This is a genomic window from Pseudomonas sp. GOM6 (assembly GCF_029537485.1).
Classification (GTDB): Bacteria; Pseudomonadota; Gammaproteobacteria; order Pseudomonadales; family Pseudomonadaceae; genus Aquipseudomonas.
On sequence record NZ_JARPUS010000009.1, the window covers coordinates 160427 to 181037 of the forward strand.

Sequence of the window (20611 nt, forward strand, 5' to 3'; positions counted from 1 at the left end):
CCGGAACCGTCCGAGCGACGCTGGCCACCTGCGTGTGGCCTGGCGGCGAAGATAAGGGGCTTGGCTGATGGCTGTCCAGAGCAGTTTGCCGGCCATTTAGCGGTGCAGTCAGCACAGTCGGTGTTTCAAGCGTAGCTGCGGATCGGCGAGAGGCTCTATATCGGCATACGTGACGCGCCAGCCAGACGATCGGACCGCGCTAGCGCTTTGCTTGTCGCAGCCAGCGCATCGCTGTAGGTGGGCTTACGAGTGCAGCGAGCGCCCATTCTGGATCGCATAAATCCAGGGCTTCAGCCTAGTTCCCCAGCATGTCATGCATGGCGATGATCTGTTCGGCCACCTGGATCAGCTTCTGTTGGCGGCTCATGGCCTGACGGCGCATCAGGGTGTAGGCGTCCTCTTCGTTGCAGCTCTTCATCTTCATCAGCAGGCCTTTGGCCAACTCGATACGCTTGCGTTCGGCCAATTGGGCGTCGCGGGCTTGCAGTTGGGCGCGCAGGGCCTGGTCGCTCTCGAAGCGTGCCATGGCCACGTCGAGGATCGGCTGCAGGCGGTCGGCCTGGATGCCCTCGACGATGTAGGCGCTGACCCCGGACTGAATGGCCTGGCGCATCACCTGCGGGTCGTGCTCGTCGGTGAACATGACAATGGGGCGCGGCTGGTCGCGGCTGACCAGTACCACCTGCTCCATTACGTCACGGCCGGGAGATTCGGTGTCGATCAAAACCACATCCGGGCGGACGGCTTCGACCCGCTCGGGCAGGTCGATGGTCAGGCCGGATTCGTCGATCACCTCGAAACCTGCCTCGACCAGGGCGCTCTTCAGGCGACCGACCTTCTTCGGGGTATCGTTGATCAGAAGTATGCGTAGCATTGTGCGGTGATCTCGATGCGTTACAGGGCGATGGCGGTATCGTTGCTGCGGGCGTGGATCGCGAAGCTGCGGGCATAGCCCTGCGGGTCGCTGCCATCCCAGACGCTGCCGTCGAGCAGTTCCGAGCGGCGCATCGCCTGTTCGGGCACCTTGACGCCAACGGCCTCTGCGGCCTGGCGATAGAGCTCAAGCTGGTGAACCTCACGGGCGACGGCGAGGTAGTCCGGATCAGCGCGCAGCAAGCCCCAGCGGCGGAATTGGGTCATGAACCACATGCCATCGGACAGCCAGGGCATGTTCACCTGCCCGTCGGCAAAGAAGCGCAGCGGGTGCGCATCCAGCCAGGCGTGACCGAGGCCGTCTTCGTACTGGCCGAGAAAGCGCGGTTGGATGGCGGACAGTGGGGCGTCTACATAGTCGCTGCTGCTGATCAGCTGAGCAGTGCTGCGGCGGTTTTCTTCGTTCTCGTCGATGAAGCGACTGGCCTCCAGCACGGCCATGGTCAGGGCGCGGGCCGTGTTGGGGTATTGCTCGACGAACTCGCGGGTCACGCCCAGCACTTTTTCCGGATGGTCGGCCCAGATCATCTGGCTGGTGGCCAGGGTGAAGCCCTGGTCTTCCTCTACGGCCAGAGCGCCCCAGGGGCCGCCGGCGCAGAAACCGTCGATACGCCCGGCGCGCAGGTGCGCGACCATTTGCGAGGGCGGTACGACGACGGTACTGACGTCCTCCAGTGGATGAATGCCCTGGGCCGCCAGCCAGTAATACAGCCACATGGCATGGGTGCCGGTGGGAAAGGTCTGGGCGAAGGTGAGTTTTGCACCGCCTTGGCGCACGCGAGCGCTAAGTGCTTCGCCAGTGGTCACGCCTCCGCGCTTGAGGGGCTCGGACAGGTTGATGGCCTGGCCGTTCTGGTTGAGGCCCATGAGGATCGCCATCGGGGTGGCAGGGCCGCCAATACCCAAGTGAATGCCATAGACCTGGCCGTAGAGGGTTTGCGCGGCATCCAGTTCGCCGCTCAGCAGGCGGTCGCGCAAGCCGGCCCAGGAGGCTTGCCGTTGCAGATTGAGGCTCAGGCCATAGGGCTGAGCGAAGCCTTGCGTGGCCGCGACGATGAGTGAGGCAGAGTCGGTCAGGGCCATAAAACCCAGGTTAAGCGCGCTCTTTTCGGGGGCATCGCTGCCCGCGACCCAGGCCAGTGCGTCGTTTATGGGAGTGCTGCTGTCGGTCATGTGCTTGTTCCGCCGTTGAACAAAAAAGCGCCGCCCCAGCCTGCAGCATGCTGCGTGACCAGAAACGACGCCATTGTCTATGAACCGGCTCCGCCGTTGGAGAGGGTTCTGCTGTTGAACCCCAAGCAAGCGATATGCCACTCAAACAAAACCCCGCCAATGCGGGGTTTTGTTTGAGTGGTTGAGGACGCATCTAGCGTTCCAGCATGTGTTTTACCTGATTCTGCGGAATCTGCTGCTTGCGCCCTTCACTGTCTTCGAACTCGATCATTCCGGTGTCTTCGTCCAGTTCTGGTTTGTCGGCCGTGGTGAGCATCTGCCCATCGGTGGTGGTGATGATGTACTCGGTGGAGCAACCGTTCAGCGTGAGCAAGATCAGAGTGACGAGAAAGAAATGCTTCATGCAGTGAACTCCATTCAGGGGGCCGACAGAACTAACCTAGGCAGGGCGCCCGCCTAATTCAAGCTTTGCTGCACAAACAAAAAAGGGGATGCCGAAGCATCCCCTTTATGGGCCACGCCATCAGGATCAGACCTGCGGCTTGGCTTCTTCCTCTTTCGCCTGGGTGGCGCTTTCATCTGCAGTAGTTTGATTCTCGGCGCTTTCGGCCGGTTGCTCTGCTTCTACCTTGGTCGGCTCGAATTCGGCCGCGGTGGCAGGAGCCTCAACGACTTCCTCAACCGCTGCAGCGGCCTGCTCGGCGGGCTTTTCGGCAGCCGTTTCGTTGCTGGCAGTGAGTGCCGCAGCAGCGGCTGCGGCAGCCTCAGCCTGCAGACGTGCGGCTTCTTCCTGCTTGCGACGACGTACTTCACGAGGATCGTTAGGTGCGCGGCCAGTGCTGTTTGGCGCTACTTCCGGTGCAGCTGCAGGGGTTGGCGCAGCCTCTTCTTTCACTTCCACTACCGGAGCTACAGGCTCAGGTTCCGCTACGGGCTCTACTGCTGCGGCAGCTTCTACGACAGGCGCCGTTTCAACCACCGGCTGGGCGGCAGGCTCTTCGGCCAAGACTGGAGCTACAGCTTCAGCAGCTTCCGGCTCGCTGGTGATCTCGGCAGCGTGGGTGACTTCAGCTTGCGCTTCTGCCGGGGGTTGCGCGTTGGCCTGGTGCAGTGCCGCCACAGCCGCTACGGCAGCGCTTTCTGCTGCAGTGGTGGTAGCACCTTCGGTGGCTTCGGCTTCGCCGGCTTCTTCGACAATCGGGTTGCCGTCGGCATCACGCAGGCGCTCGCGGCGATTGCTGCGGCGACGCTGGCCACGGGAGCGGCGACGTGGGCGATCGCCCCCTTCACCGTTGTCCTGACCATCATCCTGCTGCTCGGTGCTGTCCAGTACTTCTTCCTCGGCTGCATCCACGTTCTGCGGCGCGCGCGGCTGGCGCTCTTCACGCGGCGGACGCGGTTGGCGCTCTTCGCGTGGCTTGCGCTCGTTGCTCTGCTCCTGGCTGCTGGCGGTATTGCCGTCCAGCGGTTCGCGCAGTTCGCGGCGACGCTCTTCACGTGGCTCGCGGGCTTCGCGCGGCTGGCGCTCGCGGCGGTTTTCCTGGCCTTCACGCGGCTCGCGGGCCTGGCGCTCTTCACGCGGCTCACGGGCTTCACGCGGCTGACGTTCTTCGCGTGGCTCGCGCGGTTGGCGCTCCTCACGCGGCTTGCGCTCTTCGCGTTCGGCACGCTCACCACGGTCGTTGCGGTCACGGTTGCCACGACCGTCACGACGGTTCTGCTGGCGACCGCCACGGCGCTCGTCATTGCGTGGCTTGCGCTCGGCGGGCTTGGCCTCGACCACCGGTTGCTGTTCTTCTTCCTTGCCGGCGAAGAGGCTCACCAGGGACTTGACCAGACCCTTGAACAGGCTCGGTTGCGGCGTCGGGGCAGTCGGAGCCAGTGGAGCGGATGGGGTTGGTGCTGCCGGGCGCGGCGGAGTCGCTTTGAGTGCCGCTTCCTGGCGCACCAGGGTGCGGGTGGCGGTCGCTTCTTCCTCGACCTCGACCTTGGCCATCTCGTAGCTGGTCTGGCCACTCATCACTTCCGGGCTGTCGTCGCGCAGGCGCTGGACTTCGAAGTGCGGGGTTTCCAGGTGGTCGTTCGGCAGGATGACGATGCGCGCACGGGTGCGCAGCTCGATTTTGGTGATGCTGTTGCGCTTCTCGTTGAGCAGGAAGGCGGCAACCGGGATCGGCACCTGGGCGCGGACTTCGGCGGTGCGGTCCTTCAGGGCTTCCTCTTCGATCAGGCGCAGGATAGCCAGCGACAGGGATTCGACGTCGCGGATAATGCCCTGGCCGTTGCAGCGCGGGCAGACAATGCCACTGGTCTCGCCGAGCGACGGACGCAGGCGTTGACGCGACATTTCCAGCAGGCCGAAGCGCGAAATGCGGCCGACCTGGACGCGAGCACGGTCGGCCTCCAGGGCTTCGCGGACTTTTTCTTCCACGGCGCGCTGGTTCTTGGCCGGGGTCATGTCGATGAAGTCGATGACGATCAGGCCGCCGATGTCACGCAGGCGCAGCTGGCGGGCGATTTCCTCGGCCGCTTCCAGGTTGGTCTGCAGGGCGGTTTCTTCGATGTCGCCGCCTTTGGTCGCACGCGCCGAGTTGATGTCGATGGACACCAGGGCCTCGGTCGGGTCGATGACGATAGAGCCGCCGGACGGCAGCTTCACTTCGCGCTGGAAGGCGGTCTCGATCTGGCTTTCGATCTGGAAGCGGTTGAACAGCGGCACGCTGTCTTCGTACAGCTTGATCTTGCTGGCGTACTGCGGCATGACCTGCTGAATGAAGGCCAGGGCTTCTTCCTGGGCTTCGACGCTGTCCACCAGTACTTCGCCGATGTCCTGGCGCAGATAGTCGCGGATGGCGCGGATGATGACGTTGGATTCCTGGTAGATCAGGAAGGGCGCGGCGCGATCCTTGGAAGCGTCCTTGATCGCGGTCCACAGCTGCACCAGATAATCGAGGTCGAGCTGCAGTTCTTCGCTGGAGCGACCCAGGCCGGCGGTGCGCACGATCAGGCCCATGTCGCCCGGCGCGTTGAGGCCGTTCAGCGCTTCGCGCAGTTCGTTGCGCTCTTCGCCTTCGATGCGGCGGGAGATCCCACCCGCGCGCGGGTTGTTCGGCATCAGCACCAGGTAGCGGCCAGCCAGGCTGATGAAGGTGGTCAGGGCGGCGCCTTTGTTGCCACGCTCTTCCTTCTCGACCTGGACGATGACTTCCTGGCCTTCCTTGAGCACTTCCTTGATGTTGACGCGGCCGCCTTCCGGAGCCTTGGAGAAGTATTCGCGGGAGATTTCTTTCAGTGGCAGGAAGCCGTGACGTTCGGCGCCGAAATCAACAAAGGCAGCTTCGAGGCTAGGCTCGACGCGTGTGATGCGGCCTTTGTAAATATTGGCCTTCTTCTGTTCGCGGGCGCCGGACTCGATGTCCAGATCATAGAGCTTCTGGCCATCTACCAGGGCGACACGCAACTCTTCGGGTTGAGTTGCGTTGATTAGCATTCTTTTCATGTTGTACCAATGGTTTCCGTGGCTAACGGAAACGGCGTTTGGCACACACGACTTCTACGGTCGGTGTCAGGGGGCGCGCCGGAGTGGTCGTAAATCATTCCGGTGTCTAGCGGTCAGGCCAGTGGGGCCGGTACCGCGACTACGCTCCTGTTTGCTGTGGTGACAGAAGCACTCAGTCAGGGGAGGAATCAACCGTTCGCTGCGGACGAATTGTGACGCGTCTTGGTAAAGCCTGTAGCTACGCAGTTCGACGGTTGTGCATCTCCACCCTACACGTATCGCTGAAATCGGGTGCCGCTCGCAGAATCCGCAGCGGGTTTGCATTATCGCAGGCTAGGCCTACGCGTCTGTCGAGCCTGGTTGGCGATCTCGCGGCAGGCTCGTTGGCTCAAGGCTTTGTTTCCGGCATTCAGCACGCTCTGTGCGGCGAGAATTCCGTCGGACGGCCTTACGTCCAGAAAGGGTTGCGCTCGGCAGGGATGGTATGGATGTCGATCATCCGCTAACCGGGCCGCTTTTGGCGGCGTTCGCGACTATATCAGTAATGATTAAGTGCTTCAATTCCATAAAAAATTGTTATGATCGCTGCCATGACTACAGACAATTCTCCAACCTCCAGCGTCCAGCTGCTTGAGGTTGCGCCGGATCATGCCGGTCAGCGTATTGATAATTTCCTCCTCGCCCGCCTCAAGGGTGTGCCGAAAACCTTGATCTACCGCATCCTGCGCAAGGGTGAGGTACGGGTGAACAAGGGGCGGATCAAGCCCGAGTACAAGCTTCAGGCTGGCGACATCGTGCGAGTTCCGCCACTGCGTTTGGCCGAGCGCGATGAGCCGGTGCCGTTGGCGCAAAGCCTGCTGGAGCGTCTGGAGGCGGCAGTCGTTTATGAGGATAAGGCACTGATTGTGCTGAATAAGCCGGCCGGTATCGCCGTGCACGGCGGTAGCGGTCTGAATTACGGCGTGATCGAGGCTTTTCGCCAGCTGCGCCCGGATGCCAAGGATATCGAGCTGGTTCACCGCCTGGACCGCGATACATCGGGGCTGCTGATGATCGCCAAGAAGCGCAGCATGCTGCGCCATCTGCATGAGGCGTTGCGTGGTGACGGCGTGGACAAGCGCTACATGGCGCTGGTGCGTGGCAGTTGGCCGACTTCGAAGAAGAAGGTGGCCGCGCCTCTCCTAAAGAACAACCTGCGTTCGGGAGAGCGCATGGTCGAGGTCAATCCCGAGGGTAAGGAGGCGCTCACCGAGTTTCGTGTGCTGCGCCGCTTTGGTGAGTTCGCCACTCTGGTCGAGGCGAGTCCGATCACCGGGCGCACCCATCAGATTCGCGTGCATGCCAAGCATGCTGGGCACTCGATTGCCGGTGATTCCAAGTATGGCGATGAAGAATTCACCCGCGAGATTCGCGAGTTGGGTGGAAAGCGCCTGTTCCTGCATGCCTATCAGTTGAGGATCGAGCTGCCGGATGGTCAGCGCCTGGAGCTTGAGGCGGCAGTCGACGATATGTGGGGTGCGACCCTGGAGCGTCTCGGTGCCTGACTACCAGTTGCTGGTCTTCGATTGGGATGGCACGTTGGTCGACTCCATTGGTCGAATCGTCGAGGCCATGCAGCGTGCTGCGGATGATTGTGGGCTGCCGGTGCTGAGTGATGCGCAGGTTAGGGGCATTATCGGTCTTGGACTGCCTGAGGCGGTGCGTGTGCTGTACCCGGAACTGCATGACTCGGCCATGATTGCTCGGCTCTGCGAGGGATATGGCGGTCATTACCTGCAGCTTGAGCATGAGCCTTCGCCGCTGTTTGCGGGAGTGGAGGAGTCTCTGGAGTCTTTCCGTCAGCAGGGCTATCGCCTGGCTGTGGCCACGGGCAAGACTCGCCGTGGCTTGCAGCGGGTTCTTGAGGGGCGTGGCTGGCTTGAGTATTTCGATATCACGCGTTGTGCCGATGAGACGGCCAGCAAGCCGCATCCGCGCATGCTGCATGAGATTCTTGATCATTGTCAGTTGCCTGCTTCGCAGGCGCTGATGGTGGGTGACTCGGTGTTCGATCTGCAGATGGCGCGTAATGCCGGTATGGATTCGGTGGCGGTGGGTTTTGGTGCGCAGTCACTGGAGAGTCTTCTGGCTCATTCACCGCGTCTGGCGATCAATGAGTTTTGCGAACTTCATGCCTGGCTGAGTGGGCGTGTCTCTGTTGGATCTGTTGAGGTGGCTGAGCATGTCGGATGAGTTGAAAGCGTCTGCTGGCGATGAGAAAGCCTGGAAGTTGCTGGAGAAAACCCTGCAGGCCGGTGTTGTCGAGCAGCGCCGCGCGCGGCGCTGGGGCATCTTTTTCAAGTTGCTGGCGTTCATCTATCTATTCGGTGCGCTGGCGCTGTTCAGTCCGGCGTTGAAGTTGGGCAAGTCGGCGGGCGTGGCGGAGAGCCACACTGCGCTGATTGAGGTGCGTGGTATGATCATGGCTGACGAGGAGGCGAGTGCCGACAATATCGTCAGTGGTCTGCGCGCTGCGTTCGAGGATGAGAAGACCAAGGGCATCATCCTGCGCATCAACAGTCCGGGCGGCAGTCCGGTGCAGTCCGGCTATATCTATGACGAGATCAAGCGTCTGCGCGCTGAGCATCCGGCCATCAAGGTTTATGCGGTGATCAGTGATCTAGGTGCCTCTGGCGCTTACTACATCGCCAGCGCGGCTGATGAAATATATGCGGATAAGGCCAGTCTGGTGGGTTCCATTGGTGTTACTGCGGCCACTTTTGGCTTTGTTGGTGCGATGGATAAGCTCGGCGTGGATCGTCGTGTCTATACCTCTGGTGAGCACAAGGCTTTCCTTGATCCCTTCCAGCCACAGAAAGAAGAAGAAACCCAGTTTTGGCAGGGCGTGCTGAAAACCACGCATCAGCAATTCATTGATAGCGTCAAGAAGGGGCGTGGTGATCGGCTGAAGGTGCAGGAACATCCCGAGCTGTTCTCTGGCCTGATCTGGTCGGGTGAGCAGGCTTTGGAGCTTGGTCTGGTGGATGCGCTGGGCAGTAGTAGCTATGTGGCGCGTGAGGTGATCGGAGCCAAGACAATCGTCGACTATACGCGAGAAGAAAGTCCGTTGGATCGTTTCACCAAAAAGCTGGGCGCCAGCGTGGCTGAGCGCTTGGCTATGTGGATGGGCTTTCAGGGGCCGGCTTTGCGCTGACCTGCTGTGTGTGGAGGAGCCCGGCCGAGTGTCGGGCTTTTCATTTATATAGCTGCTCAGGGAATGGCGATGCCGGCGTCAGTCAGCATGCTGGTCAGGCGGATCAGCGGGAGGCCGATCAGGCTGGTGCTGTCTTCTCCCTCGGTGGCGCGGAACAGGCTGATGCCGAGCCCTTCGGCCTTGAAGCTGCCGGCGCAGTCGTAAGGTTGCTCGGTTTCGAGGTAGCGGCAGATTTGCTCTTCCTTGAGTGAGCGGAAATGCACCGTGAAGGGGATTGCGTCCACCAGGCAGCACCCGCTGGCACTGTCGAGAAGAGCGAGTCCGGTGAGAAATGTCACGCTGGCGCCGCTGGCGGCTAGCAACTGTTCGCGGGCGCGGTCGAAGTTATGGGGTTTGCCGAGAATCTGCTTATCCAGAACGGCTGCCTGGTCCGAGCCGATGATCAGGTGGTTCGGGTATCTTTCGCTGAGGGCGCGGGCCTTGGTTTCTGCCAGGCGCCGGACCAGGGCTTCGACTTGTTCACCCGGTAGTGGGGTTTCGTCAATGTCTGGGCTGGCCCACTCGAAGGGTTGGCGCAGGCGGGTAAGTAACTCTCGGCGATAAGGCGAGCTTGAGGCGAGTACCAGAGGGGGCATGAGGATCTCCTGTTCGAGGGGCGATTTTAGTGATCATGCCTCCCGACGGACAGGTTGGAAATTCCTTTGACAGAGGGAGGGGGCATCCCTAGAATGTCGCGCCTATGTCGAATGGGCCGATTCCACCTCACGTTGATCCGCGCAAACTTGCCGATCGCGGTGTCACCCTCCAGGGGGAGATGCAGCTAGCCAGTTTTGCCAGATTATGCGATCCGCTGGCTGATAATGCCGGTCTGGTTCACGCGAAGCTTGTCTTCGAACGTGGCGAGCGTCGTGCTGTGAGTATTCACAGCGAGCTCGAGGTTGAGGTCAAGATGGTTTGCCAGCGTTGTCTGGAACTGGTCGCACTGCCGATCCGCAGCGAGTGTCACTACGCGGTGGTAAAGGAAGGTGCGGATACCCAGTCGCTGCCCAAGGGCTATGACGTGCTGGAAGTGGGTGAGGATCCTTTGGATCTGATGACGCTGGTCGAAGATGAGCTTTTGCTCGCTCTGCCCATCGTTCCGGCCCATGCCCCTGAGGAATGCCAGCAGCCGGTCGGTGCCGATGAGCCCGAGTCGAGCGAGGACGAGGTATCGCGGTCCAACCCGTTCAGTGTTTTGGCGCAGTTAAAGCGTGACCCAAACGTTTAGGAGTTATTGAGTTATGGCTGTTCAGCAGAACAAAAAATCCCGCTCTGCCCGCGACATGCGCCGTTCGCACGACGCGCTCGAGGCTAACGCCCTGTCCGTCGAGAAGAGCACCGGTGAAGTTCACCTGCGTCACCACGTGTCCCCGGAAGGTTTCTACCGTGGCCGTAAAGTGATCGACAAGGGCGCCGACGAGTAATCCTTGTCCGCTCCGCAGATCGCGATTGATGCAATGGGTGGGGACTTCGGTCCCCACTGCATTGTTCCGGCCTGCATTGCCAGCCTGGCCGAATTCCCCTCGCTCCACCTGACCCTCGTTGGTCAAGCTCCCCTCATTGAAAAGCTCATCTCCCATCACTCGGGTGTTGATCGTGCGCGCCTGCGCGTCGAACACGCCAGTGAAGTGATTGGCATGGATGAGCGCCCTACCCATGCCCTGCGGGGCAAGCCTGATTCCTCCATGCGCGTCATGCTGGAGCTGGTTCGCAATGGTCGTGCCAGCGCTGCGGTCAGTGCCGGTAATACCGGGGCGTTGATGGCGCTTTCCCTTTATGTGCTCAAGCCGCTGGCAGGTATCGATCGGCCGGCTATGGTGACGGCCGTGCCTACAGCGAGGGGGAGGTGCCATGTACTTGACCTGGGTGCCAATGTCGATTGCAGTGCCGAACAACTCTGTCAGTTTGCGGTGATGGGCTCGGTGGTTGCTGAAGCTCAGGGGGTGGTGCGTCCGCGCATCGCGCTGCTCAACGTCGGAACCGAGAGCATCAAGGGCAACCAGCAAGTCAAGTTGGCAGCCAGCCTGCTGCGCCAGGCCGAAGGTCTGAACTACATAGGCTTTGTCGAGGGTGATGGTTTGTACCGCGGCGAGGCGGATGTGGTGGTGTGTGATGGTTTCGTGGGCAATATCCTGCTGAAGTCCAGCGAGGGGTTGGTGTCGATGATTGCTTCGCGCATCGAAGCCCTGTTCAGTGAAAGTCTGGTTTCGCGTATGGCCGGGGCAGTGGCTATGCCGCTGCTCAAGCGTTTGAAGGACGAGTTGGCGCCTGCTCAGCACAACGGTGCCAGTCTGCTGGGTCTGCAGGGTATTGTCGTGAAAAGTCATGGCGGTGCCGATGCCGAGGCGTTTCAGAGTGCCATTCGCCGAGCTGTCATCGAGGTGCGCGAGAATTTGCCGCAGCGCCTGCATGGCCGTCTGGAAGACTTGTTGCTGTAGATCTCGGCTGTTCGCGACCCTTGCCGGCAGATCTTCGCGCAATCGGTTGTGACCGCGGCAGCGGGGGCTTCATCCAATCTGCAATTGTCGGCCCGGTTGCTCCGTGCTGTTTCTTCTACCTGGAATCACAAAAGGGCACATTTAATGTCAGCCTCTCTCGCATTCGTTTTTCCCGGCCAGGGTTCACAATCGCTCGGTATGCTTGCCGATCTTGGTGCTCAGCAGGCGCTGGTCCGGGATACTTTTGGTGAGGCCTCCGAGTCCCTCGGTTATGACCTTTGGGCGCTGACTCAGCAGGGTCCGGAAGGGCGTCTTAACGAAACCGACAAAACCCAGCCTGCAATCCTCACGGCTTCTATCGCATTGTGGCGTTTGTGGTCGGCGGAAGGTGGTGCGCGCCCGGCTTTTGTTGCCGGGCATAGCCTGGGTGAATACTCCGCGCTGGTGGCTGCCGGTGCCATCGAGTTCTCGGCTGCGGTGAAACTGGTCGAGCTGCGTGGTCAGTTGATGCAGCAGGCAGTGCCTGCCGGGCATGGGGGGATGGCGGCCATTCTCGGTTTGGAAGATGCCGATGTGTTGGCTGCCTGTGCCGAGGTGGCGCAGGGTGAGGTAGTCAGTGCCGTCAACTTCAATGCCCCGGGGCAGGTGGTGATCGCCGGTGCGGCGTCGGCCGTTGAGCGCGCTATCGAAGCGTGCAAGGCGCGTGGCGCCAAGCGTGCCATGCCGCTGCCGGTCAGCGTACCGTCGCACTGTGCGTTGATGCGTCCGGCGGCCGAAAAATTCGCTGATGCGATCAATGCTCTGGCCTGGCAAGAGCCACAGATTTCTTTGGTGCAGAATGTTAGCGCCGCCGTGCCGGCTGATCTGGATGCGCTCAAACGCGATCTGCTGGCGCAGCTTTACAGTCCTGTGCGCTGGGTAGAGAGCGTGCAGTTGCTGGCCGAGAAAGGCGTTACCGAGCTGGTCGAATGCGGTCCTGGCAAGGTTCTGGCGGGGCTCAACAAGCGCTGCGTCAAAGGCGTCAATACTCACAATCTGGAAAACCCGGAAGCCTTCGCTGCCGCTCGCGCGGCGCTGGTTTGAGATACAAGGAGAACATCATGAATCTGCAAGGCAAGGTTGCTCTGGTTACTGGCGCAAGTCGCGGTATCGGTCAGGCCATTGCGTTTGAGCTGGGTCGCCAGGGGGCGGTGGTCATTGGTACAGCCACCAGCGAGGCTGGTGCCGCACGTATCGGTGAGGCGCTCAAGGGGCAGGGTATCCAGGGCGCCGGCATGATGCTGAATGTGGCTGACAGTGCATCAGTCGACGCTGTTCTGGAGCAGATCCAGAAGGATTTCGGCGCCGTGACCATTCTGGTTAACAACGCTGGTATTACCCGTGACAACCTGATGCTGCGGATGAAGGACGAGGAGTGGTTCGATGTCATCAACACCAACCTCAACAGCCTGTTCCGTCTGTCCAAAGCTGTGCTGCGGGGTATGACCAAGGCCCGCTGGGGGCGCATTATCAATATCGGCTCTGTCGTCGGCGCCATGGGCAATTCTGGGCAGTCCAACTACGCGGCCGCCAAGGCTGGTCTGGAAGGGTTCGGTCGGGCTCTGGCGCGTGAAGTCGGCTCCCGCGCCATCACGGTCAACTCGGTAGCGCCGGGCTTCATCGATACCGACATGACTCGTGAGCTGCCCGAGGCTCAGCGTGAGGCGCTGCTGACGCAGATTCCGCTGGGGCGTCTGGGGCAGGCAGAGGAGATTGCCAAGGTGGTTGGCTTCCTTGCCTCTGACGGCGCGGCCTATGTGACGGGCGCCACGGTGCCAGTGAATGGCGGCATGTACATGAGCTGAATGTGACTCGCCTCTGCGAGCAACTGTCATAAAAGCCGTCTAAAGTCCGTTACAAAAGTGCAACCGGCAGAAGGCGACAGTTTGCGGGGGTGCTGGCATTCAGCTTGAAAGTTAGAAAACCCTTTCTATACACTGCAGCCCAGCTGCACGGATCTTTTTCCATAGGAGTGAAAACAAGACATGAGCACCATCGAAGAACGCGTCAAGAAAATCGTTGCCGAGCAACTGGGCGTGAAAGAAGACGAAGTGACCAACAGCGCCTCTTTCGTTGAAGACCTCGGTGCCGACTCCCTTGATACCGTTGAGCTGGTAATGGCTCTGGAAGAGGAATTCGAGACCGAGATCCCGGACGAGCAGGCTGAGAAAATCACCACCGTTCAAGAAGCCATCGATTACGTTACCGCGCACGCTTAAGCGCTCGTAATCGCCGGTTTTCGGCCCAGAAAAGCCGCACTGCCCGAAAAGGCGTGCGGTTTTTCTTTATCGGGCCAGGTCCAATAAGAAAGAGGGTTGTGCAGTGTCGCGTAGACGCGTCGTAGTTACCGGTATGGGCATGCTGTCGCCGCTGGGCACCGATGTGGCCAGCAGCTGGCAGGGCATTCTGGCAGGCCACAGTGGCATCGGCCTGATTGAGCATATGGATCTTTCTGCCTTCGGCACGCGCTTCGGCGGCTCGGTGAAGGGGTTCAACGTCGAGGACTACCTGTCGGCCAAGGAAGCGCGCAAGATCGATCTGTTCATTCAGTACGGTCTGGCGGCCAGTTTCCAGGCGATTCGCGATGCCGGGCTGGAAGTCACCGATGCCAACCGCGAGCGCATTGGTGTGGCCATGGGCTCCGGTATCGGCGGCCTGACCAATATCGAAACCAACTGCAAATCCCTGTTTGAGCAAGGTCCGCGGCGCATCTCGCCGTTCTTCGTGCCTGGCTCGATCATTAATATGATTTCCGGCTTTCTGTCGATTCACCTGGGGCTGCAGGGGCCGAACTATGCCATTGCCACTGCCTGTACCACGGGCACGCACTGTATCGGCATGGCTGCACGCAATATCGCCTATGGCGAAGCCGATGTGATGATCGCTGGTGGCGCCGAAATGGCCACCTGTGGCCTGGGTATGGGCGGTTTCGGCGCGGCGCGTGCATTGTCTACCCGCAACGAAGAACCGGCGCGTGCTAGCCGTCCGTGGGACAAGGATCGTGATGGGTTCGTGCTGTCCGATGGTGCCGGTGCACTGGTGCTGGAAGAGTTGGAGCACGCCAAGGCGCGTGGCGCGACCATCTATGCCGAACTGGCCGGCTTCGGCATGAGTGGTGATGCCTTCCACATGACGTCGCCGCCGGAGGATGGTGCCGGTGCTGCGCGCTGCATGAGCAATGCCCTGCGCGATGCCGGCCTCAATGCCGATCAGGTGCAATACATCAATGCCCATGGGACCTCCACGCCTGCCGGTGACAAGGCTGAGTCCTGTGCAGTGAAGTCGGTGTTTGGTGACCATGCCTACAAGCTGTCGGTCAGTTCGACCAAGTCCATGACCGGCCACTTGCTGGGCGCCGCGGGTGCGGTCGAGGCGATCTTCAGCGTGCTGGCCCTGCGCGACCAGGTCGCGCCGCCCACCATCAACCTGGAGCAGCCGGATGAGGGCTGTGACCTCGACTTCGTGGCCAATCAGGCCAAGCCCCTGGCAATCGACGCTGTGCTATCCAATTCCTTTGGCTTCGGTGGCACCAACGGCTCGCTGGTGTTCCGTCGCTTCCAGGGTTGATGCTTACCTGGGTTGATGGCTGCCCGGCTGCGCAACTGCCTGTGGCAGATCGCGGCCTGGCATACGGCGATGGCCTGTTCGAGACCATCGCCGTGCACAACGGCCAGGCGCCCCTCTTGTCGCGGCACTTGCAGCGCCTGAGTGAAGGTTGTCAGCGCTTGGCTATCGCGCTCGACCACTCGCTGCTGGCGTCCGAGTTGCTGGCGTTCTTTGCCGAGCTGGGCGACGGCGTTGCCAAGCTGCTGATTACCCGTGGCGATGGTCTGCGAGGCTACGCTGCGCCGCAGCCCGCACAACCACGGCGCATCCTTTTGGGGAACCCTCCACCGACCTATCCGGTGGGTAACGCTGAGCAGGGCGTGCGCTTGTTTCCCTGTGTAACGCGCCTGGCTGAGCAGCCTTTGCTCGCCGGTTTGAAGCACCTCAACCGCCTTGAGCAGGTGTTGGCGCGCAATGAGTGGAGCGATCCTGCTTTTGCCGAAGGTTTGATGCGTGATACTTCCGGACGGGTCATCGAGTGCGTGTTCAGCAACCTGTTTCTGCTGCGCGATGGCGCGCTGATCACAGCCGAGCTGTCGCGTTGCGGGGTGGCCGGGGTGATGCGTGCAGAGGTGCTGGCCCAGGCTGAGCAAGCAGGTTTGGCCGTGCACGTGCGGGACGTCAGCTATGACGAACTGCTCGGCGCGGACGAAGTCTTCCTCTGCAACAGTCTCTATGGCATCTGGCCGGTGCGTGAGCTGGCTAGCAGCGTCTGGCCCGTTGGCCCGCTCACCCGTAAACTGCAGGGCCTTGTTCGCAGTCATCTGGACACCTGATTCGTGATTCGTAAGTTAATACAGCTGATGGCCGTAGCTCTCCTGGCTGCGATACTGGTGCTCGCTGTAGCGGGTTGGCAGCTGAAGAGTGCGCTCGAGCAAACGCTGCAGTTGGAATCCGAGCGTCTGTTGGAGGTGGTGCCGGGTGATACGCCGGGCGGCCTGCTCAATCGTCTCGAGAGCGAAGGCGTGCTGGATGGGGCGTTCTGGTTGCGTTTGTATTGGCGCTTCAACCTGCCGAACCAGGCATTACACAGTGGCGAATATCGTTTGTTGCCCGAGCAGCGTGCGCGTGACCTGCTGGGCTTGTGGCAGCGCGCGGAAGTCGTGCAATACAGCCTGACATTGGTCGAAGGCTGGAACTTTCGTCAGGTACGTGCGGCTCTGGCGCGCCAGGATGCTCTCGAGCAGAATCTCGCTGATCTGAGTGATCAGGCTTTGATGGACAAGCTGGGCATGCCGGGCGTCAGTCCGGAGGGGCGCTTTTTTCCTGATACCTATCGCTATGTGCGCGGCATGAGCGATCTCGATCTGCTCAAGCAGGCCAGTACCCGTCTGGATCAGGTGCTGGACGAGGAGTGGGGTAAACGCGCCGAAGGCCTGCCGTATAGCAAGCCATACGATGCGCTGATCATGGCCTCGATGGTCGAGAAGGAAACCGGCGTGGCCGAAGAGCGCGGGCAGATCGCGGGTGTATTTGTTCGCCGGTTGGCCCTGGGCATGCGCCTGCAGACCGACCCTACGGTGATCTTCGGCCTTGGCGAGCGCTACAACGGTAATCTGACGCGTGCCCACCTGCAGACGCCTACGCCATACAACACCTACGTGATCAATGGCATGCCGCCAACTCCGATTGCTCTTGCCGGGCGCGAGGCGATTCATGCCGCGCTGCATCCTGTGGCCGGGCGCAGTCTGTATTTTGTCGCCCGAGGCGATGGCAGCCATGTTTTTTCGGACAACCTGGAGCAGCACAATCGGGCCGTGCGCGAGTATCAGCTCAAGCGCCGTGCCGACTATCGTTCCAGCCCTGCGCCCCAATAAGGAATCGTCGTGAGTGGTCTGTTTATTACCCTTGAAGGCCCCGAAGGGGCCGGTAAAAGTACCAATCGCGAGTACCTTGCCGCGCGCTTGAAAGAGCACGGCATCGAGGTGGTGCTCAGTCGCGAGCCGGGGGGGACGCCCTTGGCCGAGCGTATTCGTGAGCTGTTGCTGACGCCTAGTGATGAGGTCATGAACAGTGATACCGAGCTTTTGCTGGTCTTCGCGGCGCGCGCCCAGCACCTGGCCGAGGTGATTCGCCCGGCGCTACGGCGCGGTGCTGTAGTGCTGTGTGACCGCTTTACTGATGCTACCTATGCCTACCAGGGCGGCGGGCGTGGCCTGAGCGAGGCGCGTATCGCCGAACTGGAGCGCTTCGTGCAGGGCGGCCTGCGTCCGGATCTGACCCTGGTATTTGATCTGCCAGTGGAAGTTGGCCTGGCCCGCGCGGCGGCCCGTGGCCGCCTGGATCGTTTCGAGCAGGAAGGGCAGGGGTTTTTCGAGGCGGTGCGGCAGGCTTATTTGCAGCGTGCGACTCAGGCCCCTGAGCGCTATCGCGTGCTGGACGCGGCGCAGTCGCTGGAGCGGGTTCAGCGCGACATCGACGCCGTGCTGCCGCTGATCCTGGAGCGTTGCCGTGGCTGAAGCCTACCCCTGGCAGGCGCAGCTCTGGCAGCAACTTGCCAGTCGCCAGCAGCATGCGCATGCCTATCTGCTGCATGGTCCTGCGGGTATTGGCAAACGCGATCTGGCCGAACGGCTGATGGCTCTATTGTTGTGCCAAAGCCCTTGTGCTCAGGGGGCTTGCGGGCAGTGCAAGGCCTGTCATCTGCTGGCAGCAGGTACGCACCCGGATGCCTTTGTGTTGGAACCCGAGGAGGCTGACAAGGCTATTCGTGTCGATCAGGTGCGCGAGCTGGTCAGTTTCGTCGTGCAGACCTCCCAGCTCGGGGGGCGCAAGGTGGTGCTGCTGGAACCGGTTGAGGCCATGAACATCAACGCCGCTAACGCTTTGTTGAAGAGCCTTGAAGAGCCTGCCGGCAATACCGTGCTGCTGCTGGTCAGCCACCAGCCCAGTCGCCTGCTGCCGACGGTGAAGAGCCGCTGTGTGCAGCAGGCCTGTCCGTTGCCAAGTCAGTCGGCCAGCCTGGCCTGGCTGACCCAGGCGCTGCCGGAATGCTCCGAGGAGCAGCGCAGCGAGTTGCTGGCCCTGGCGGCGGGCTCACCACTCATGGCGCGGCGCCTGCAGGGCCAGGGTGTGCTGGAGCAGCGTGCGCTGGTGGTGGAGGGGGTGAAAAAGCTGCTCAAGCAGCAGGCCAGCCCCAGCCAACTGGCCGAGGCCTGGAAAAGCCTGCCGATGCTCATGTTGTTCGACTGGTTCTGTGACTGGTCGCAGCTGATGTTGCGTTATCAGTTGAGCCGCGACGAAGAAGGCTTGGGCGCCGCTGATATGCGTAAGGTCGTCCAGTATCTGGCCGACAAAACCCCACAGCACAAGGTGATGGCCATGCAGGACTGGCTGCTGCAACAACGGCAGAAAGTGCTGGGCAAGGCCAACCTGAACGGTGCTCTGCTTCTCGAAGCCCTACTGGTGCAGTGGGCAAGCTTGCCCGGGCCGGGCTAGAATCGGCAAATTGGATTAAGTTGCCAGGATTAGTGCATGAGTTTGCCTCCGAATCTGGGACCGCGTAACGGGATTCTGTCCCTGACCATCAAGGACAAGTCGGTTTTGTACGCCGCCTACATGCCGTTCATCAGAAACGGCGGGCTGTTCATTCCCACCAGCAAGAGCTACAAGCTGGGCGATGAGGTGTTCATGCTGCTCAACCTGATGGACGAGCCGGAGAAGATTCCGGTGGCCGGCAAGGTGGTCTGGATCACTCCCAAGGGAGCCCAGGGCAACCGTGCTGCGGGTGTTGGCGTACAGTTCAACGACGGCGACAACACCGCGCGTAACAAGATCGAGACCTATCTGGCGGGTGCTCTGAAGTCGGATCGCCCGACCCACACCATGTAGGCAGATCGGTTAATCGTTCAACCGCAAGCGCCCGAATCGGGCGCTTCGTCATTTAAGAGATTGAGAACTCCATGCTGGTCGACTCGCACTGCCACCTTGATCGCCTTGATCTGGCCGCCCACGACGGTTCCCTGGATGCTGCGCTGGATGCGGCCAGGGCTCGCGGCGTGCAGCACTTCCTGTGCATTGGCGTGAGTGCAGCCAATGCCGGCGCGGTCAAGGGGCTGGCTGAGCGATACAGTGACGTGGACTGCTCGGTGGGTGTACATCCGCTGGATCTGGAAAAGGGCGAGGCCCCAGCGCTGGACTGGCTGCTCGATGAGTTGAATCACCCTCATGTGGTGGCGATCGGCGAGACTGGCCTGGACTACCACTACGAGCCCGAGGCGGCTGAGTTGCAGCAGCAGTCCTTCCGTCTGCACCTGCAAGCCGCGCAGGCCACTGGCAAACCGGTGATCGTGCATACCCGCGAGGCGCGTGCCGACACCCTGGCCCTGCTGCGCGAGGCTGCGCTGCCCCAGGCCGGCGTACTGCACTGCTTTACCGAAGACTGGGAGATGGCCAAGGCGGCGCTGGATATCGGCTTCTACATCTCGCTGTCCGGCATCGTCACCTTCCGCAATGCCGATGCGTTGCGCGAAGTGGCGCGCAAGGTACCGGCCGACCGCCTGTTGGTGGAAACCGACTCGCCCTACCTTGCGCCCATTCCGCACCGTGGCAAGCCCAATTTGCCGCAGTACGTGCGAGAGGTCGCCGAGTTTCTTGCCATGGTCCGTGGTGAGTCCTTCGAAGCTCTGGCCGAGCAGACCACGGCCAATTTCAAGCGACTGTTCCCTTTGGCCCGGGTGGCCTGATTCACCGGGACGATGTTGGTCCGGACAAATTGCGGACAAAAAAAACCCGGGTTCTGGGGGATGAATCCGGGTCAAGACCATTAGGAGTAAAACAAGGTACGCGGTCCACGGTACCTTGGCTGGCGGGGCACTTGGGGGGAGATGCCGCGCACCAGTAAGTTCAAGTATTGGCCAGGATCGCTCGTCGTCCAGATGGGTTGCGCTGGTTTCTTAAACGTATTTGGAATACCCGAGCGGCTGCTGAGCACTCAGCCCCGCCGCAACTGGTCTAGGACTGCCAGCGTGTGCTCGATTACCGTTGCCTTGGTATAAAAATGTGGGGAGAAGCGCACACCTTTGCCCCGTTGGGCGCAGATGATCTGTTTTTCCCGGAGTTGAGCGAACAACTGCTGGTTGTTCCAGCCATCCAGACTGAAGGTGAGGATGCCTGCGCGGCGGGCCGGGTTGAGCGGGCTGTGCAGCTCAATGCCCTGCATTTGCTGCAGGCCTTCCTGCAATTGCAGCACGCGCTCCTCGATCTGTGCTGCGACCCTTTCCATACCGACTTCTTCAAGTAGCGACAGGCTGGCCTCCAACGCCATGGCGCCGAGCATGTTCGGGCTGCCGCATTCGAAGCGTCGTGCGCTTTTGGCCGGTTGCCAGTCCTGGCGCTCGTAGTCGCCGGCATGCTCCAGCATGTGCCAGCCGTACTCATGCAGCGTCAGCTGTTCGCGCAGGTCACTGCGGCAATAGAAAACGCCGAGCCCTTCGGGCCCCAGCATCCATTTATGGCCGTCGGCCATGGCGAAGGCGCAATTGCAGCTCTGCACGTCGAAGGGCAGGGCGCCCAGTTGCTGGATGGCGTCGATGCACAGCAGCACACCCCGCTGCTGGCATTCGGCACCCAGGCGGACCAGGTCCAGACGCAAGCCACTGGCGTACTGCACGGCGCTGATCGCCAGCAGGCGGGTGCGTGGGCCGCAGGCTGCCAGCAGCGCGCCTTCGGGGTCGTGGTCATTCAGGTTGA

General features: G+C 61.2%; 22 protein-coding genes. 16 read left to right on the forward strand and 6 right to left on the reverse strand.

Going from position 1 to position 20611, the window contains the following annotated elements; all coding sequences use genetic code 11:
- Window positions 1-295: 295 nt before the first annotated feature.
- From P7A97_RS12805 to rne, 4 genes are all read right to left on the reverse strand, one after another.
- On the reverse strand, window positions 296-874 hold the full coding sequence (locus P7A97_RS12805; protein WP_021699650.1) for an ANTAR domain-containing response regulator: 579 nt from the start codon (window positions 872-874) through the stop codon (window positions 296-298).
- Window positions 875-894: 20 nt separating this feature from the next.
- Window positions 895-2106, reverse strand: coding sequence for a CmpA/NrtA family ABC transporter substrate-binding protein (locus tag P7A97_RS12810; RefSeq protein WP_277690335.1), 1212 nt, complete (start codon window positions 2104-2106; stop codon window positions 895-897).
- 193 nt (window positions 2107-2299) lie between these two features.
- Window positions 2300-2509 (reverse strand): YgdI/YgdR family lipoprotein, encoded by a 210-nt coding sequence (locus P7A97_RS12815; protein WP_277690336.1) that lies wholly within the window; start codon window positions 2507-2509, stop codon window positions 2300-2302.
- Window positions 2510-2635: 126 nt separating this feature from the next.
- Window positions 2636-5605, reverse strand: coding sequence for a ribonuclease E (gene rne, locus P7A97_RS12820; protein ID WP_277690337.1), 2970 nt, complete (start codon window positions 5603-5605; stop codon window positions 2636-2638).
- 590 nt (window positions 5606-6195) lie between these two features.
- Here rne and rluC point away from each other — a divergent pair.
- The 3 genes from rluC to sppA are packed head-to-tail and all read left to right on the forward strand — an operon-like array spanning window position 6196 to window position 8798.
- On the forward strand, window positions 6196-7149 hold the full coding sequence (gene rluC, locus P7A97_RS12825) for a 23S rRNA pseudouridine(955/2504/2580) synthase RluC (RefSeq protein ID WP_277690338.1): 954 nt from the start codon (window positions 6196-6198) through the stop codon (window positions 7147-7149).
- On the forward strand, window positions 7142-7837 hold the full coding sequence (locus P7A97_RS12830) for an HAD-IA family hydrolase (protein WP_277690339.1): 696 nt from the start codon (window positions 7142-7144) through the stop codon (window positions 7835-7837). The genes rluC and P7A97_RS12830 overlap by 8 nt, the downstream gene beginning before the upstream one ends.
- The gene (gene sppA, locus P7A97_RS12835) at window positions 7827-8798 is read left to right on the forward strand and encodes a signal peptide peptidase SppA (protein ID WP_277690340.1); all 972 of its coding nucleotides are present in this window, start codon (window positions 7827-7829) and stop codon (window positions 8796-8798) included. Before P7A97_RS12830 ends, sppA begins: the two co-directional genes overlap by 11 nt.
- Window positions 8799-8854: 56 nt before the next feature.
- Here sppA and P7A97_RS12840 read toward each other — a convergent pair whose 3' ends face one another.
- A complete protein-coding gene (locus P7A97_RS12840; RefSeq protein ID WP_277690341.1) occupies window positions 8855-9433 on the reverse strand; it encodes a nucleoside triphosphate pyrophosphatase in 579 nt (192 codons plus the stop codon).
- 104 nt (window positions 9434-9537) lie between these two features.
- Between P7A97_RS12840 and P7A97_RS12845 the strand changes: the two genes are divergently transcribed.
- The 13 genes from P7A97_RS12845 (at window position 9538) to P7A97_RS12905 (ending at window position 19605) form a co-directional block, all read left to right on the forward strand.
- On the forward strand, window positions 9538-10065 hold the full coding sequence (locus tag P7A97_RS12845; RefSeq protein ID WP_277690342.1) for a YceD family protein: 528 nt from the start codon (window positions 9538-9540) through the stop codon (window positions 10063-10065).
- A 13-nt stretch (window positions 10066-10078) separates the two neighbouring features.
- Window positions 10079-10261 carry a 50S ribosomal protein L32 gene (rpmF, locus tag P7A97_RS12850; protein ID WP_021700475.1) on the forward strand — a complete coding sequence of 61 codons (183 nt, stop codon included), beginning with the start codon at window positions 10079-10081 and terminating at the stop codon, window positions 10259-10261.
- 3 nt (window positions 10262-10264) lie between these two features.
- Window positions 10265-11275, forward strand: coding sequence for a phosphate acyltransferase PlsX (gene plsX / locus P7A97_RS12855; protein ID WP_277690343.1), 1011 nt, complete (start codon window positions 10265-10267; stop codon window positions 11273-11275).
- A gap of 144 nt (window positions 11276-11419) precedes the next feature.
- Window positions 11420-12358 carry an ACP S-malonyltransferase gene (gene fabD, locus P7A97_RS12860; RefSeq protein WP_277690359.1) on the forward strand — a complete coding sequence of 313 codons (939 nt, stop codon included), beginning with the start codon at window positions 11420-11422 and terminating at the stop codon, window positions 12356-12358.
- A 17-nt stretch (window positions 12359-12375) separates the two neighbouring features.
- A complete protein-coding gene (fabG, locus tag P7A97_RS12865; protein ID WP_277690344.1) occupies window positions 12376-13119 on the forward strand; it encodes a 3-oxoacyl-ACP reductase FabG in 744 nt (247 codons plus the stop codon).
- Window positions 13120-13299: 180 nt separating this feature from the next.
- Window positions 13300-13533, forward strand: a complete 234-nt coding sequence (gene acpP / locus P7A97_RS12870; RefSeq protein ID WP_068826648.1) for an acyl carrier protein — start codon at window positions 13300-13302, stop codon at window positions 13531-13533.
- A 103-nt stretch (window positions 13534-13636) separates the two neighbouring features.
- Window positions 13637-14881 (forward strand): beta-ketoacyl-ACP synthase II, encoded by a 1245-nt coding sequence (gene fabF / locus P7A97_RS12875; RefSeq protein ID WP_277690345.1) that lies wholly within the window; start codon window positions 13637-13639, stop codon window positions 14879-14881.
- Window positions 14881-15696, forward strand: a complete 816-nt coding sequence (gene pabC / locus P7A97_RS12880; RefSeq protein WP_277690346.1) for an aminodeoxychorismate lyase — start codon at window positions 14881-14883, stop codon at window positions 15694-15696. Before fabF ends, pabC begins: the two co-directional genes overlap by 1 nt.
- Before the next feature lie 3 nt (window positions 15697-15699).
- Window positions 15700-16737, forward strand: coding sequence for an endolytic transglycosylase MltG (gene mltG, locus P7A97_RS12885; protein WP_277690347.1), 1038 nt, complete (start codon window positions 15700-15702; stop codon window positions 16735-16737).
- Window positions 16738-16746: 9 nt separating this feature from the next.
- A complete protein-coding gene (tmk, locus tag P7A97_RS12890; RefSeq protein ID WP_277690348.1) occupies window positions 16747-17379 on the forward strand; it encodes a dTMP kinase in 633 nt (210 codons plus the stop codon).
- On the forward strand, window positions 17372-18358 hold the full coding sequence (locus tag P7A97_RS12895; RefSeq protein WP_277690349.1) for a DNA polymerase III subunit delta': 987 nt from the start codon (window positions 17372-17374) through the stop codon (window positions 18356-18358). The genes tmk and P7A97_RS12895 overlap by 8 nt, the downstream gene beginning before the upstream one ends.
- A 36-nt stretch (window positions 18359-18394) precedes the next feature.
- Entirely contained in the window at window positions 18395-18751 is a 357-nt protein-coding gene (locus P7A97_RS12900) for a PilZ domain-containing protein (protein WP_068826636.1), read from the forward strand.
- Window positions 18752-18822: 71 nt separating this feature from the next.
- On the forward strand, window positions 18823-19605 hold the full coding sequence (locus P7A97_RS12905; RefSeq protein ID WP_277690350.1) for a TatD family hydrolase: 783 nt from the start codon (window positions 18823-18825) through the stop codon (window positions 19603-19605).
- 248 nt (window positions 19606-19853) lie between these two features.
- Here P7A97_RS12905 and P7A97_RS12910 read toward each other — a convergent pair.
- A partial coding sequence (locus P7A97_RS12910) for an aminotransferase class V-fold PLP-dependent enzyme (protein WP_277690351.1) occupies window positions 19854-20611 on the reverse strand: 758 nt, incomplete at its 5' end.

Bases quoted from the DNA above. Each gene is read 5' to 3' on its own strand.
- P7A97_RS12805 (WP_021699650.1), bottom strand. From the start codon at position 874: ATGCTACGCATACTTCTGATCAACGATACCCCGAAGAAGGTCGGTCGC.
- P7A97_RS12810 (WP_277690335.1), bottom strand. From the start codon at position 2,106: ATGACCGACAGCAGCACTCCCATAAACGACGCACTGGCCTGGGTCGCG.
- P7A97_RS12815 (WP_277690336.1), bottom strand. From the start codon at position 2,509: ATGAAGCATTTCTTTCTCGTCACTCTGATCTTGCTCACGCTGAACGGT.
- rne (WP_277690337.1), bottom strand. From the start codon at position 5,605: ATGAAAAGAATGCTAATCAACGCAACTCAACCCGAAGAGTTGCGTGTC.
- rluC (WP_277690338.1), top strand. From the start codon at position 6,196: ATGACTACAGACAATTCTCCAACCTCCAGCGTCCAGCTGCTTGAGGTT.
- sppA (WP_277690340.1), top strand. From the start codon at position 7,827: ATGTCGGATGAGTTGAAAGCGTCTGCTGGCGATGAGAAAGCCTGGAAG.
- P7A97_RS12840 (WP_277690341.1), bottom strand. From the start codon at position 9,433: ATGCCCCCTCTGGTACTCGCCTCAAGCTCGCCTTATCGCCGAGAGTTA.
- P7A97_RS12845 (WP_277690342.1), top strand. From the start codon at position 9,538: ATGTCGAATGGGCCGATTCCACCTCACGTTGATCCGCGCAAACTTGCC.
- rpmF (WP_021700475.1), top strand. From the start codon at position 10,079: ATGGCTGTTCAGCAGAACAAAAAATCCCGCTCTGCCCGCGACATGCGC.
- fabD (WP_277690359.1), top strand. From the start codon at position 11,420: ATGTCAGCCTCTCTCGCATTCGTTTTTCCCGGCCAGGGTTCACAATCG.
- fabG (WP_277690344.1), top strand. From the start codon at position 12,376: ATGAATCTGCAAGGCAAGGTTGCTCTGGTTACTGGCGCAAGTCGCGGT.
- acpP (WP_068826648.1), top strand. From the start codon at position 13,300: ATGAGCACCATCGAAGAACGCGTCAAGAAAATCGTTGCCGAGCAACTG.
- pabC (WP_277690346.1), top strand. From the start codon at position 14,881: ATGCTTACCTGGGTTGATGGCTGCCCGGCTGCGCAACTGCCTGTGGCA.
- P7A97_RS12900 (WP_068826636.1), top strand. From the start codon at position 18,395: ATGAGTTTGCCTCCGAATCTGGGACCGCGTAACGGGATTCTGTCCCTG.
- P7A97_RS12905 (WP_277690350.1), top strand. From the start codon at position 18,823: ATGCTGGTCGACTCGCACTGCCACCTTGATCGCCTTGATCTGGCCGCC.